Below are 14326 nucleotides of genomic sequence, written 5' to 3'. Positions count from 1 at the left end.
ATCGTCTAGAGGCCTAGGACATCACCCTTTCACGGTGAGTACAGGGGTTCGAATCCCCTTGGGGACGCCAAGTTAAAAACGCCACGCATCTGCGTGGCGTTTTTTTTTCGTCCCCAGTTCTTCCACGTCCTTTACGGCATGCATTCCTGACGCATCAGCATTCTGGATTTCTCACATTCTCCTTGTATCGGAATTTCCCATATTGATGGGATTTGAAAGCAACTGGAAGATTGTAATAATCGCAACGCTTCGTGACGGCCTGCATTTGTCATGGGTTGCTTGGCCGAGAGCCAGTTCGATTTTGAATGTTTGCCGGGGAGACTCGCTGCATGAAGTCGTCAGCAGAAAACGGATTTTCGTTGATCGAAGTGCTGGTCTCGCTTTTCGTTCTGGCCGTTGGCGTAATCGGTGCCGCGGGCATGCAACTGGCCGCCTTGCGAACATCACAGCAATCCGTGTTTCAGACGAGCGCACTTTATCTCGCTGCCGAAATGGGCGAGCGTATGCGTGCCAATGTAAGTCAGATGAAACTGGCGGATAACGCAAATCCCTATTTGCGTACCGATCACCGTTTTTCGTCGTCATCGCATTCCACCATTTCCTCTCCCAACTGCTACGGCAGTAATGCGCATTGCGATGCCGAACAGCTTGCGCAATTTGAAATTGCAGAGTGGCTGCAACGCGTCGGTAACGAATTGCCGCAAGGGCGTGTCAAGGTTTGCCGCGATGTGGCCCCCTGGAATGAGAGCGGGCAGCATTTCAAGTGGGACTGTTCGGAAAATGCCGCTTCAACGGAAAAGCAACGCGCGGGTTCTGTCGTTATCAAGATCGGCTGGCAGCAAAAAAATCCGGACGGTAAACCGTTGCGAAAAACGGGCGAGGATGCGCCGGCAATTGCGTTGCTTGTCGCGCCATATGCCAAATGAAACGATATGGCGGTGTGTTCTGAAACAGCATGGTCTGACGATGATCGAATTGTTGATCGCGATGACGCTTGGCCTGTTCATCGTACTGGCGGCAACAGGGCTTTTATTGTCCAGCAAGGCGGGTTACATCGTGCAGGATCAGACCGCGCATGTTCAGGAAAACGGGCGATATGCGATGGAAGTCCTGTCGCGCGCCATCCGGCAGGCCGGCCATGAAAACCGGGACGCAGCAGAAACGCCGGCAACGACGACGACCGGATGGAGCCCCAACGTCATCGGCATGGATGCCGCGACACTCAAAAAGAATACGGCCGCCCTGGATGCTGCCGATCCAAAAAGTGCTGTCAACGGGAGTGACGTACTGGCACTGCGTTTCTTCGGCGATGACAGCGGAGACGGGGACGGAACCATTCTGAACTGTGCAGGATTGGCAGTCGCCTCACCTGCTTCTGGAGAGACCGCCGAGCATGAACGTGGCTGGAGCATTTTCTTTGTAGCCGACGATGCCGAAGGAGAGCCGGAGTTGCGGTGCAAATACAGGACGAAAACAGGCTGGAATGCCGACGCGATCGCACGCGGCGTCGAATCGTTTCAGGTTTTGTATGGCGTGGACACAAACGATGACGGCCTGCCGGATCGCTTCGTAAACGCAGACGCGGTCGATGCGCTGGACGCGCAATTGACGCTGGATGGTGAAAACGCGACTGTACGGCTGTCGGACCTTAATCGCAGGACGCACTGGAAAAGGATTCGGTCCGTCCAGATCGCGATGCTGGTGCGCGGCACGCAAGCTGCACGTGACGATGCCATGTCGGAGGAATATCGGCTATTCGGCGGCGCCTATTCGAGCCATGCGCTGCACGACAATGGCACGCACATACAGGAAACGTCTATTCGTCCGGTTGAGCGCAACAGGATCAGAAAAATTTTCAGGCAAACGATCCAGCTACGTAATGATGCTGCGGGAAGCGGTGTATGAGGACAATGTCAGTCATACGTACATCGCAGAACGGCGCAACATTGCTCGTCACGCTATTGCTCCTGATAGTTGTTCTGCTGCTGGGAATTGCTGCAGCACAGATCGCCTTGCAGGGGGAGAAATCCTCGCGCAATGATCGTGACCGTCAGATTGCATTTCAGGCGGCAGAGGCGGCATTGCTCGATGCCGAAATGGATATCCAGCATTCGCCGGACGTCATGCGTTCTCGCAGTCATTTGTTTCATGCGGGTGGCGCAATCGGATTTCCCGGAGCGGGCGATCCGATTTGTTCCCGCGGCGAGCAGAATATTTCTCTTGGATTGTGCCGCTATGAAGAAGGCGCATCGGCTGCCTGGCGACAGATCGATTTTCTATCAGCTGGTACGCATACGGCAAACTCGGTTCCCTACGGAAAATTCACCGGTCAATTGTTTCAGTCCGGTTCCGGATTGCTGCCCGCCAGATTGCCGCGATACGTCATCGAACTGATGCCGCATCGCAAAGCAGGCGCGTCGGCGGAGCAAACCGACTATCTGTACCGTATCACCGCCGTCGGATTCGGAGTGCGCGAAACGACTCAGATTGCGCTGCAGACTTTTTACCGCAAGGCGTATTGATGAGATACGTCATTCGCCGTTCTGCAGCAGTACTGTCGTCAATACTGTTCACAATATGGGCCTGCAGTTCGATTGCAGCTGACATTTCGGCTGACATTCAGGCTGACATTCCAGAGATCGCGTTGGAAAATTATCCGCTGTATCTGACATCCTGCCCGCCGTTAAACAAGATATTTTCGACTACAACAAGTCAGTCTTCCAATGCAGACAGGAACGAAGCCGGTTATTTGTATCAAGCCGGTTTGAATCCCGTAACCGGCAGCGGTAGCCTGAAAAAAATACAACGAGCATTTGCAGAATCAGACGGAATCGATTCGCCGGGCAGATTTGAGTGGGATGCCGCGACGCTGTTAACGAAACGTGTAAAGACGCGCCGCATTTACACAGGTTCTTATATCGGCGAGAGATTTTCCGGTATTCCATTTATCTGGTCCTCCTTGTCGACCGAACAAAAAGATCTGTTGCATCGCTCATCACGAGCTGGAAACGAGGATCAACTGGGTGAAGAGCGTCTCAATTATCTGCGTGGCAATCGCCTTCATGAAACTGACAAGCATGGAAGCGGTTTTCCCTCTCGCGATCAGTTGCTGGGCGCGATCGTGCATGGCGTACCGAAATACATCGGCGCACCTTCGGCAACTCTGGATGGACATTCCTACCAGGATTATTTTGAAGCGAATCGTGCAAGAACGCCGGTCGTGTATGTCGGCACGGGAAACGGCATGTTGCATGCATTTGATGCAAATAAAGGGGAAGAGCTATTCGCTTACATTCCCGAAGCCTTGTTTTCAAGGCTGCCAGAGTTGACCACGCTGACTGGCGCAAGAGCATTACCGCTTGATGGTGGTATCGATGTGGCAGAAGTTCATGCCGATAATAAATGGAAGAGCGTGCTCGTCGCGGGTATGGGACGTAGCGCCCAAGGCGTATTCGCACTTGATGTGACTGAGCCGGAAGACTTTGATGCAGACGATGTGCTGTGGGAGTTCACCGATGCGAACGACGTCGATATCGGTAACGTCGTTGGAATGCCGGTCATCGCAAAATTCAAGACGTCTCTGACAAATGGCAAGCCGCAGTATCGATATTTTGCCGTCGTGGCAAACGGCGTCAACAATTACCAGGCTGATGGCCAGTCCAATGTTGCGGCGTCGAACGCGTTGTTTTTGCTGGCGCTGGACAAGCGACGGACGGAGCCGTGGGTCGCGGGCGTCAATTACTTCAAATTCACGTTGCCGATCAGTGACGCGAAGAGCACAAACGGCATGAGCGATGTCGCACTGGTGCGTATTGCCGATGGTTCTGTGAGTCATGGCTATGCCGGCGACATGCAAGGCAATTTATGGCGATTCGATTTCAGCGGACTGCCGCCATGGCCCAATGTGCTCGGAAGCAAGCCGCCGAAGCCGTTGTTCGTGGCACGGGATGCTGGAGGAAAGCGACAACCGATTTCCCAAAAACCTCATGCAGTCTACGCACCCGCTAACGGTCACGTCGTCTTGTTCGGAACGGGAAAATATCTGGAACAGAACGATCTAGGAAAAAACGCATACACCATGCAATCGTTCTATGCCGTATGGGATGACGGCGGAAAACGAATTGCCGGACGTAGCGAATTGACGGAAAGAACATTGCTGCCATCGGACGACGGCAATACGCTGGAAATTGGAGGCGGCAGCTTCCAGTACGGCATGTCCGGTGCCGGCGACAAGGGGTGGTATGTCGACTTCATCGATTCTGCGAAGACTGGCGAACGCAGCGTCAGTCCCGCATCGCTGTTCGATTTGTTGCTGGCATTTCGTACCTTGATCCCGCACAGCAATCGCTGCGCAAAGCCAATCGGCCGTTTCTATGTATTAAACACATTGACCGGTTTGCCGGCTGCCGCCAGTTTCACAGGTGAGTTGAGTGACGCAGGGTTTCCCGGTGTGCCGATCATTGTTTCGACGGCTCCGACAGAAATTGCCGAGCGTGATGCCACAGGAAAACGACGCGTGACCAGAAAACTGGAAATCAGCGATTCGGACAGCCCGACGCAAACGGAAAAATCTCTGGGAAGAAAAACGATTGTAGAGACGGTAATGACCGCCGGGCGATTGAGCTGGCGCGAAATCGTCAATTGGGTGGAATTACGCAGCGGTAAATAGGAGATTGCGCATGCATGCAAGACATCCACACGGCTTCACAATGGTTGAGTTAATGGTGGTATTGATCGTTATCGCGATTCTGGCCGCGATCGCCTATCCCTCCTATCAGGAATCGATCTTGAAAACGAAACGGGCGGAAGGGCATGCGGCGTTGATGCGCACCATGCAGCAGCAGGAGCGCTATTACTCATTGCAATCCAGTTATATCGCGTTCTCGGCTGCCTCTGCCGACGCTGACGCAAAGTCGTTTCGCTGGTATTCCGGCGATAACGCGCCAAACAGCTTTTACGAAATAAGCGCGGAAGCTTGTGATGACAGAGGAATTCGCGACTGCGTAAAACTGACAGCCGTACCCGGGACGGAAAGCGTTAATCGTAATTATCAGGATCCGCTATGCGGCCGCCTGATACTGACCAGTGAAGGCGAGAAGTCTGCCGATGCCGGTCATTGCTGGTGAATGCGCGCCGAAAAATCGTGGACAGGATTTTTCAGGGAAATGACCAAGGGTTTTCCATTGCCGAACTGATGGCAATTGTGACGATCGTTGGTATTCTGCTGGCGGTTGGCGTCCCGAATTTTCAGTCTCTTGTTCACAGACAGCGTCTGACGACAACCGCGAATGCCTTGTTCATGGCGGTGAATCTGACACGTTCGGAAGCGATTCATCGCGGCACACGTGTTGATCTGGTACCGGCTGGCAATGGCACCTCGTGGAATAACGGCTGGGTTGTGTTCATCGACGATAATGGCAATCAGCGACCGGAGAACGGCGAAACCGTTATTTTCATGCATGATCCGATTGACAAGGCCTTGTCGATCACGCCCCGGTTTACCGATTCGAAAGTACAATATATCGCGTTCAACGGTACCGGCCGTACACGCACGAATGCGAACAGTCAGACCTCGCAATCGGGGAATTGGCTGCTGGAACTGGGTACGCAATCGCGCAAGGTGGTCATCAACTTTCTCGGTCGACCGCGTGTCTGCAACCCGCAGGACGATGCGACCAATTGTTGAGCCGTCGTCACCGAATCGATCATTCTCGAAAAGACTCTCGTGGAAATTCACAGCGACGTGCAGGGCATTCGCCTCGCACTGGAAATGGCAGCCAAGGGCATGTTCACGACGACGCCGAATCCGCGCGTCGGCTGTGTCATCGTCAAGGAAAACCGTGTCATCGGCGTCGGTTATACGCAACCGGTCGGTCATGCGCACGCGGAAGTCCAGGCGCTCAATGATGCAGCGGACAAGGGTTTTGATGTGGCCGGTGCGACGGTCTATGTCACGCTGGAGCCATGCAGTCATCATGGCCGCACGCCGCCTTGTGCGGACGCATTGATTCGTGCGCGCGTGGCGCGTGTGGTTGTCGCGATTGCCGATCCGAATCCGTTGGTGGCAGGGCAGGGACTTTCGCGACTGGAGGCGGCAGGGATTCAAGTGACGTGCGGCGTACTCGAGGACGAGTCACGCGAAATCAACATCGGTTTTCTGTCGCGCATGCAGCATGGCAAGCCTTGGGTACGCATGAAGGCTGCGGCCAGTCTCGACGGCATGACGGCATTGCACAACGGCGTCAGCCAGTGGATCACGGCTGACGAGGCGCGTGCCGACGGACATTACTGGCGCGCGCGTGCATGTGCCGTGCTGACCGGAATCGGTACCGTGATGGAAGACGATCCTCAATTGACCGTGCGTGCAATCGATACGCCGCGCCAGCCGCAACGCATCGTGATCGACAGCAAATTGCAGATCAGCCCGCATGCGCGTGTGCTGGAGGGCGGCGGAACGTGGATCGTCGCCGCACAATCGTATCCGGACAAGGAAAAGATTCTGCAGGACGCCGGCAACGAAGTGATCATCCTGCCGAACGCGAACGGCAAGGTGGATCTGGCTTCGTTGATGCAGGAATTGGGACGTCGCCAGATCAACGAGTTGCATGTCGAGGCCGGATTCAAGCTGAACGGTTCGCTGATTCGCGAAGGCTGTGTCGATGAATTGCTGCTGTATTTCGCGCCAACGTTGCTGGGTGATGCGCAGGGCATGTTCAACCTGCCGGAACTGGAGTCGCTGGAGCAGAAAAAGAATCTGGCTTTCCATGACATCAAGCAGATCGGACCGGATTTGCGTATCCTTGCCCGTTTCATTTAATCCTTTTTCATTTCAAGCCATGTTTACTGGAATCGTCGCCGCCATCGGCAAAATCACCGAAGTTTACCCATTGGGCGATGCTGCTGCAGGTCACAGATTGACAGTAAATGCTGGCGGTTTGCCGCTGGCGGATGTGGCGCTCGGCGATTCGATCACGTTGAATGGCGCTTGCATGACGGTCGTTGCCAAGACGGATCAAACCTTTCAGGTCGATGTATCACGCGAAAGTCTGAATTGCACGGCAGGTCTCGATGCGCAAGGCGAAGTGAATCTGGAAAAAGCGGTGACCCTGTCCGAACGGCTCGGCGGCCATCTTGTATCCGGTCATGTTGACGGACTGGGGGAAGTCAAAAAATTCGAACCGGTCGGCGAATCCTGGTTGCTGGTGGTCGAAGCGCCGAAAACGCTGGGGCGCTACCTCGCCATCAAGGGATCGATTGTCGTGAATGGCGTTTCATTGACTGTCAACAAGGTTGCCGATACGGCGTCGGGCTGTGAATTTTCCGTCAACCTGATTCCACATACGGTGCAGGTCACGACTCTCAAGCACCTGAAAGTGGGTGCCAAGGTCAATCTGGAAGTGGACCTGATTGCGCGCTATGTCGAGCGCATGCTGCAATTCGCAAAATAATGTCGTGATTCGCCACCGTTGAAGAGTGGCGACTACCGAAGGCGTGTACGCCGGGGCGTTGTCAACGGACAGGCAGTGCCTTCAAGCGGCTGCGAATGCTGTCTTCGTCAATGACTGGCGAAGAACGACCATCTTCAAATCCGGTCTTGAACACGGAAATCGAGCGTACGAGTTGCAGCGTCTGTTCTTCCAGACTCTGTGCGGCGGCGGCGGATTGTTCTACCAGCGCGGCGTTCTGCTGCGTGACCTCATCCATCTGCGTCACGGCCTGGTTCACCTGATCGATGCCGTTGCCCTGTTCACGCGTGGCGGTGGCGATTTCCGTCATGATGTTGGTCACCTGGTGGATTGAATCGACGATTTCGTTCATGGTGGCAAGCGCATCATTCACCAGTTTGTTGCCGGCATCGACCTTTTGTACCGAGTCGTCGATCAGCGTCTTGATTTCCTTGGCGGCCCCGGCGGAACGCTGTGCGAGACTGCGCACCTCCGTTGCGACAACCGCGAAGCCTCGGCCCTGCTCGCCTGCGCGTGCGGCTTCGACCGCAGCATTCAGCGCGAGAATATTGGTTTGAAAGGCAATGCCGTCAATCAGGCCGATGATGTCGACAATGCGCTTTGCGGATGCACTGATCTCGTTCATTGTTGTACTGACGTTCTGCACGGCCTGACCGCCTTTGCCGGCGACGTCGGAGGCGGAGAGCGTCAGGCGATTTGCCTGCGAGGCATGATCGGCAGTCTGTTTGACGGTGGATGCCAGTTCTTCCATGCTTGATGCGGTTTGTTCCAGGCTCGATGCTTGCGCTTCCGTGCGGCCGGACAGATCCATGTTGCCGGTCGCGATTTCGCGTGTTGCCGTGTTGATCGATGCAACGTTGGTGCTGACGTCGCCGATGACCGAGCGCAGGTTGACGTTCATTTGTTGCAGCGCCTTTTGCAGTTGTCCCATGTCGTCGTGACGCGACGCATCGAGTGAAATGGTCAGATCGCCACCGGCCATCGTATTGGTTGCCGCGATCAGGGAACGTAGCGGACGCACGATGGCTTTGTGCAGAAAAGCCCAGATGCCCAGTGAGAACAGGATGCCGATCGTGGTAACACCCGCAATCATGTTGATCTGGTTCGACGTCGCATGCAGTCCTGCGAGCACGCCCATCCCGAGAATGACGGCGGTCAGGCTGGTCATGCACAAACCGATGCGCATTCCCAGGCCGAGATGACGCAGAGCGGCGAATTTTCCAGCCAGTCCTGTCGGAACGATCAAGCCGTGCCTGAAACGGATGTTGCGAGCCTGCCCTGATTTGAAGCGTGCATAGAGACCTGCCGCTTCGGCGATTTGTTGCTGCGATGCCTTGTTGCGCACAGACATGTAGCCGACGATTTTTCCGTTCTCGCGTACCGGTGTGGCGTTGGCTTGTACCCAGTAGTAATCGCCATTCTTGCGGCGATTCTTGATAATGCCGTTCCATGGCAGGCCGAGCTTGAGCGTAGTCCACAGATCGGCAAAGGCTTCTTCCGGCATGTCGGGATGGCGCACCAGATTATGTGGTGCGCCCATCAATTCGCTGCTGGAAAAACCGCTGGTCTCGGCAAAGGCAGGATTGAAGTAGGTGATGCGTCCCTTGGTATCTGTTTTGGAAACAAGCGACGTGCCATCTCTCAATACATACTCGTTGTTCGTGACTGGCTGGTTGTTCCGCATTGATATGGCTCCACTGAAAATCAGATGAGCACAATCGCCTGATGGTCGTGCGATTGTACTGTCGAACCTTGATATTAACGTGCGGAAACTGTTTTTTTCTTGAGTAAGTCAGTCAGGAATAGCCAGGTTGATAACGCGTCACACATCCGAATGGATGTAAATGAAAGCCTTCTGTGGTCACGAAACGTCGTGCCGCAGCGCAAATCCATTAAAATAGCGGGCCTATTCAGAGATTCCCCCATGTCCATTTCAACTACGCAGGAAATCATTGCAGAAATGCGCGCCGGTCGCATGGTCATTCTGGTCGACGAAGAAGACCGCGAGAATGAGGGCGATCTGGTGCTGGCTGCCGATTTTGTCACGCCGGAAGCGATCAATTTCATGGCGAAGTTCGGTCGCGGGCTGGTCTGTTTGACATTATCGGAAGAGCGTTGCGATCAACTCGCGCTGACGATGATGACGGCGCGCAACGGGACGTCGTACGGGACCAACTTTACCGTGTCGATCGAGGCGGCGGAAGGCGTGACAACCGGCATTTCGGCCGGCGATCGTGCCCGCACGATTCAGGTCGCCGTCGCAAAGGACGCCAAACCGTCGGATATCGTCCAGCCTGGTCACATTTTTCCGTTGAAGGCGCAGAAGGGCGGCGTGTTGATGCGTGCCGGCCACACCGAAGCCGGTTGCGATTTTGCCGAGCTGGCAGGTCTGACGCCAGCCGCCGTAATCTGCGAGATCATGAAGGACGACGGTACGATGGCACGCCTGCCGGACCTGATCGAATTTGCAAAAGAACACAACCTGAAGATCGGCACGATTGCCGACCTGATTCACTACCGTAGCCAGAATGAATGCTTTGTCGATCGTATCGGCGAGCGGTCGATGGAGACGATTCATGGCACGTTCCAGGCAGTGCTGTATCGCGACAAGCCGAGCGGCGGTGCACATCTGGCGCTGGTGCACGGCGATATCGAGCCCGATCAGGAAACGCTGGTGCGGGTGCACCAACCGGTATCGATTCTCGATCTGCTGGAAACCAAGGCGACGACGCATTCGTGGAACATGGCGTCTGCGATGGCAGCGATCAAGCAGGCAAAACGCGGTGTGATGGTGCTGCTCAATTGCGAGGAATCGGCCGACGAGCTGTTTTCGCAATTTGAGGCGCTCGATAATCCCGCAGAAGCGCGTCCGCAACAGCGTGCCGCACGCATGGATTTGCGCACGTACGGAATCGGTGCGCAGATTCTCAAGAATCTGTCAGTAGGAAAAATGAAGTTGCTGGCGAATCCGCGCAAGATGCCGTCGATGGCTGGTTTCAATCTGGAAGTGACCGGTTATCAGGCAACGCCGGAAAATTGAATACTCGTTCCGCCTTGGCGGAATTTTCATCATCAAATCAATGCGGTATATTCGTCGTATTCATTGCTCGGCGGCCGGTTGAATCAGAAGCGCAAACGCGCACGAAGGAAACACCATGACAGTTGGCACCTACGACATGAACCTGACGGGTCAGGGTTTGCGTATCGGCATCGTGCAGGCACGTTTCAATGAAGACGTTTGCCATGGTTTGCTGGCAGCCTGTCTGGCCGAACTGAAGCATCTCGGTGTGGAGGATGAGGATGTCCTGCACGTGACCGTACCTGGCGCGCTGGAGATTCCACTGGCCTTGCGCAAGATGGCGGAAACGATGCAGTTCGACGCGCTGGTCGCAATCGGAGCGGTGATTCGCGGCGAGACTTATCACTTTGAACTGGTGTCGAACGAATCCGGCGCGGGCATCACGCGTGTCGGCCTCGAGTTCGGCATTCCGATCGCCAACGCAGTCCTGACCACCGACACGGACGAACAGGCGGAAGCGCGCATGGAAGAAAAAGGTACCGATGCGGCGCGTGTCGCGGTCGAGATGGCGAATCTGACGATTGCGCTGGAAGACCTGGCCGATGCGGCGGACGACGAGCAGTAATTTCCCTTTTGTTATTTCGCGACGCGTTCCGGTGAACGCGTCCTTCGTTTTTCAAGTAATTGTCAGTTTTCCCTGTAAGCCATGAACACAAAAACCGAGCACGCCAATCCGAACAAGAACCGCACGCCGCGTCATCGCGCACGTGAATTTGCGCTGCAGGGCCTGTACCAGTGGCTGCTGAACAATGAGGATGTACGCGCAATCGCGACGAACATTCGCCAGGCACATGGCTTCGACAAGGCCGATGCAGAGCATTTCGATGCGCTGCTGTACGGCACCGTCAAACAGGCCAACGAATTGCGCGCGGGTCTGTCGCCATTGATCGACCGCGAGATTTCGCAACTGTCGCCGGTCGAACACGCTGCATTGCTGATCGGTGCGTTCGAGTTGAAGAATCATGTCGAAATCCCGTACAAGGTAGTCATCAACGAAGCGGTCGAACTGACCAAATCGTTTGGCGGCATCGACGGACACAAATATGTCAATGGCGTACTCGACAAGTTCGCTGCCGACGCGCGCGAAACCGAGGTCAGCGCAGGGCGCAAGGGCTGATCCGGCGCGGTTGATTTCGATCACGGCTTTTGACGTCGCAGATTTTTCGCCACCCGCCTTTGCCGGTGGCGAATTTCATTGAGGAACTCGTTTTGACTTCGCATTTTGCCCAGCTTGCTGCACGTCTCGACAATATCGCGCCGTTCCATGTGATGGAGCTGGCAAAGATGGCGGCGGACCTGGAGCGTCAGGGGCGCAACATCATTCACATGGGTATCGGCGAGCCGGACTTTACGGCGGCGCAACCGGTGATCGATGCGGCTGCACGCGCCATGGCGGATGGTCGGTTGCAGTACACATCGGCTACCGGTTTGCCGGAATTACGCCTAGCGATTTCCAAACATTATCGTGACGTCTATGGCCTGGATGTGGCGGCGTCACGCATTGTCGTGACGGCCGGCGCGTCGGCTGCATTGCTGCTTGCTTGCGCGGCGCTGGTGGAAAAGAGTGCGGAAGTATTGATGTCCGATCCGTGCTATCCGTGCAATCGCCATTTTGTTGCCGCGTTCGATGGCGTAGCGAAGATGATCGTTTCCGGTCCGGAACATCGGTTCCAGTTGTCTGCCGAGATGGTGCGGGCCAACTGGTCCGCACAAACACGCGGCGTGCTGCTGGCATCGCCGTCGAATCCGACCGGCACCTCGATCGAGGAGGGCGAATTGCGTCGCATCGTCAATGTCGTGCGCGAGAACAAAGGCTTCACAATCGTCGACGAGATTTACAACGGCCTGCGCTATGACGCATCAGCGTTTTCGGCATTGTCGCTGGGCGACGACGTGATCGTGATCAACAGCTTCTCCAAATATTTCAACATGACGGGCTGGAGGCTGGGCTGGCTGGTCGTACCGGAACAACTGGTCGCGCCAATCGAGAAACTAGCGCAGAACCTGTTCATCTGCGCCTCCAGTCTCGCGCAGCATGCGGGCATTGCCTGCTTCACGCCGGAAGCACTTAGCATTTACGAAGCGCGCAAGGCGGAATTCAAGAGGCGTCGCGACTATATCGTGCCGGCACTGAAGAGTCTGGGATTCAAGGTGCCGGTGATGCCGGATGGCGCGTTTTATGTCTATGCCGACTGCTCCGATCTGTCTGACGATGCAGATGCACTGACGCGCAGCATGTTGAATGATGCTGGCGTCGTGATGGTGCCAGGACTGGATTTCGGGCCGTCGACGGCGCATCGTTACGTGCGCATCTCTTATGCGACTTCCATGGAGAATTTGCAGGAGGCAGTGGCACGCCTGCGGGTCTTCTTTGCGAACCGCGGCGCATAATTCGAATTTATTGTCGCTCGGTCTGGCAATAAAAAAAGGAGCCTGTCGGCTCCTTTTTTACTAGCTCGTTGACGCTTACAGTGCGGTGACCTTGTCGGCATTTTCCGGCTTGATCTGATCTTCCATTGCCGTCTTGGCATTGATCAGACCTGCCGCCGATTTGGTGCGATCCAGTGGATCCGGGATCGGCTGCACTTTCGGCGCGGAGCGGCTTGCCATCGAAGCATAGACCGACACGCGCTTACCGTTGGCGACTGCTTTCAGGCGATCGTATTCGCCCAGCACCTTCGCACCGTAACCGGCATCGGTTTCCATTTCTGCAGCACCGACGTAGCGTTTCAGTCCGGCTTCAACCGAACCACCGCGCGACACGTATTCCTTCAGGATCAGCGAGCCGACACGGATGTTGGCAACCGGATTGAGTGCAGCTTGCGCGCCACCCATCTCGGCGAACTTGTCATGATGGACCTTGGACATGACTTGCATCAGGCCTTGTGCACCAACAGGGCTTTCCGCAAACGGGTTGAAGCGCGATTCGATCGCCATCACAGCCAGGATCAGTAGCGGATCCAGATTGATCTCCTTGGCGGTCAGATAAGCGGCGGAAACCAGCATGTTCGTTGCATCGCCGGCGACGCGATAGCGCTTGGACAACCATTCGGTCACGCGCTTCTGCTGGATGTCGGTACCGAGCATCGGGCTGGGAGCAGCACTTGCCGTTGGAACGACGTCATCCGTGTCTGTTCCGGCAGGTTCATCCATCAGGTTGGCCATTGGCGGAATGTCGGCGCTTGGGGCGGTCGAGGCGACAGCCTGGGTGAACGGTGACAGTGCCTGCAACTGGTCAGCGACTTCCGGTTTGAAGAAGATCAGCGTCAGGGTAGCAAGGGCGATCAGGCCGAAGACCATCAATCCATGCTTGGCCGCGGCAATCATGCGGCTGGTGGTATCGCGCATCGAAATCGAATGCGCAATCGTTTTTTGGGCCGACTGGCTGGCGACTTTACGCATCGCCGTCGTAATTTGATTCAACATTTAAAACTCCTGGATTGACGCGGCAGGTGAAGGGCTCCACCGATACTGTCTGATGTAGAACCCTGAACATGCCGTGAATCAGAGAAATCGCCTGTCATCGCGTCCCGCGTATGGACAGGCGTCGGAGTTGGTTACTTATGGACGCTCTCTTGCGGCATCCTTGGCAAAGCAAACAACTATATTCGGGAGAAGGCAAATAGCCTTTTAATACGCTCCTGGATGCTGGGGTCCCGAGCCCCGTTGATATTGAAGATAGGTTTCTTTTCAACCCGATTTGGTGTTCAAATACGGGGCCTGCTCTTCAAGCTGCGCGAATTGTAGGAGTCGGTTTATATCAAGTCAATACTATAAAAAC

The 14326-nt window shown here is 55.4% G+C and carries 14 protein-coding genes and 1 tRNA gene; 13 read left to right on the top strand and 2 right to left on the bottom strand.

The genetic code is table 11. From position 1 onward, the window contains the following. From VN114_RS13090 to VN114_RS13050, 9 genes are all read left to right on the top strand, one after another. A tRNA-Glu gene (locus tag VN114_RS13090) sits at nt 1-70 on the top strand. Nucleotides 71-329: 259 nt separating this feature from the next. Next, nucleotides 330-926, top strand: coding sequence for a type IV pilus modification protein PilV (pilV, locus tag VN114_RS13085; protein ID WP_325515557.1), 597 nt, complete (start codon nt 330-332; stop codon nt 924-926). Further along, the gene (locus VN114_RS13080) at nt 883-1905 is read left to right on the top strand and encodes a PilW family protein (RefSeq protein WP_325515555.1); all 1023 of its coding nucleotides are present in this window, start codon (nt 883-885) and stop codon (nt 1903-1905) included. Before pilV ends, VN114_RS13080 begins: the two co-directional genes overlap by 44 nt. Before the next feature lie 5 nt (nt 1906-1910). Further along, nucleotides 1911-2522, top strand: a complete 612-nt coding sequence (locus VN114_RS13075; protein WP_325515554.1) for a pilus assembly PilX family protein — start codon at nt 1911-1913, stop codon at nt 2520-2522. A gap of 437 nt (nt 2523-2959) precedes the next feature. Next, the gene (locus VN114_RS13070; RefSeq protein WP_325515552.1) at nt 2960-4669 is read left to right on the top strand and encodes a pilus assembly protein; all 1710 of its coding nucleotides are present in this window, start codon (nt 2960-2962) and stop codon (nt 4667-4669) included. A gap of 10 nt (nt 4670-4679) precedes the next feature. After that, a complete protein-coding gene (locus VN114_RS13065; RefSeq protein ID WP_325515550.1) occupies nt 4680-5126 on the top strand; it encodes a type IV pilin protein in 447 nt (148 codons plus the stop codon). A gap of 17 nt (nt 5127-5143) precedes the next feature. After that, nucleotides 5144-5686, top strand: coding sequence for a GspH/FimT family pseudopilin (locus VN114_RS13060; protein WP_325515548.1), 543 nt, complete (start codon nt 5144-5146; stop codon nt 5684-5686). A gap of 39 nt (nt 5687-5725) precedes the next feature. After that, the gene (ribD, locus tag VN114_RS13055; RefSeq protein WP_325515547.1) at nt 5726-6817 is read left to right on the top strand and encodes a bifunctional diaminohydroxyphosphoribosylaminopyrimidine deaminase/5-amino-6-(5-phosphoribosylamino)uracil reductase RibD; all 1092 of its coding nucleotides are present in this window, start codon (nt 5726-5728) and stop codon (nt 6815-6817) included. A 19-nt stretch (nt 6818-6836) separates the two neighbouring features. Next, entirely contained in the window at nt 6837-7448 is a 612-nt protein-coding gene (locus VN114_RS13050; protein WP_325515545.1) for a riboflavin synthase, read from the top strand. 61 nt (nt 7449-7509) lie between these two features. Here the strand turns inward: VN114_RS13050 and VN114_RS13045 are convergent, their stop codons facing one another. Continuing rightward, nucleotides 7510-9150: a methyl-accepting chemotaxis protein gene (locus VN114_RS13045; protein WP_325515543.1), complete on the bottom strand. Its 1641-nt coding sequence runs from the start codon at nt 9148-9150 to the stop codon at nt 7510-7512. A gap of 240 nt (nt 9151-9390) precedes the next feature. Between VN114_RS13045 and ribBA the strand changes: the two genes are divergently transcribed. The 4 genes from ribBA to VN114_RS13025 all read left to right on the top strand — a co-directional run bounded on the left by ribBA (nt 9391) and on the right by VN114_RS13025 (nt 12936). Next, complete coding sequence (gene ribBA, locus VN114_RS13040; RefSeq protein WP_325515542.1) at nt 9391-10506, top strand: bifunctional 3,4-dihydroxy-2-butanone-4-phosphate synthase/GTP cyclohydrolase II; 1116 nt, start codon at nt 9391-9393, stop codon at nt 10504-10506. A 115-nt stretch (nt 10507-10621) separates the two neighbouring features. Continuing rightward, nucleotides 10622-11110 carry a 6,7-dimethyl-8-ribityllumazine synthase gene (gene ribH / locus VN114_RS13035; protein WP_325515540.1) on the top strand — a complete coding sequence of 163 codons (489 nt, stop codon included), beginning with the start codon at nt 10622-10624 and terminating at the stop codon, nt 11108-11110. An 81-nt stretch (nt 11111-11191) separates the two neighbouring features. Further along, complete coding sequence (gene nusB / locus VN114_RS13030; protein WP_325515538.1) at nt 11192-11662, top strand: transcription antitermination factor NusB; 471 nt, start codon at nt 11192-11194, stop codon at nt 11660-11662. A gap of 92 nt (nt 11663-11754) precedes the next feature. Next, the gene (locus VN114_RS13025) at nt 11755-12936 is read left to right on the top strand and encodes a pyridoxal phosphate-dependent aminotransferase (RefSeq protein ID WP_325515536.1); all 1182 of its coding nucleotides are present in this window, start codon (nt 11755-11757) and stop codon (nt 12934-12936) included. A gap of 75 nt (nt 12937-13011) precedes the next feature. Here the strand turns inward: VN114_RS13025 and VN114_RS13020 are convergent, their stop codons facing one another. Continuing rightward, nucleotides 13012-13971, bottom strand: coding sequence for a lytic transglycosylase domain-containing protein (locus VN114_RS13020; protein WP_325515534.1), 960 nt, complete (start codon nt 13969-13971; stop codon nt 13012-13014). Nucleotides 13972-14326 lie beyond the last annotated feature (355 nt).

Source organism: Oxalicibacterium sp. (assembly GCF_035565035.1).
Taxonomy (GTDB): Bacteria; Pseudomonadota; Gammaproteobacteria; order Burkholderiales; family Burkholderiaceae_D; genus Oxalicibacterium.
This window is presented reverse-complemented; position numbering and strand designations above follow the sequence as displayed.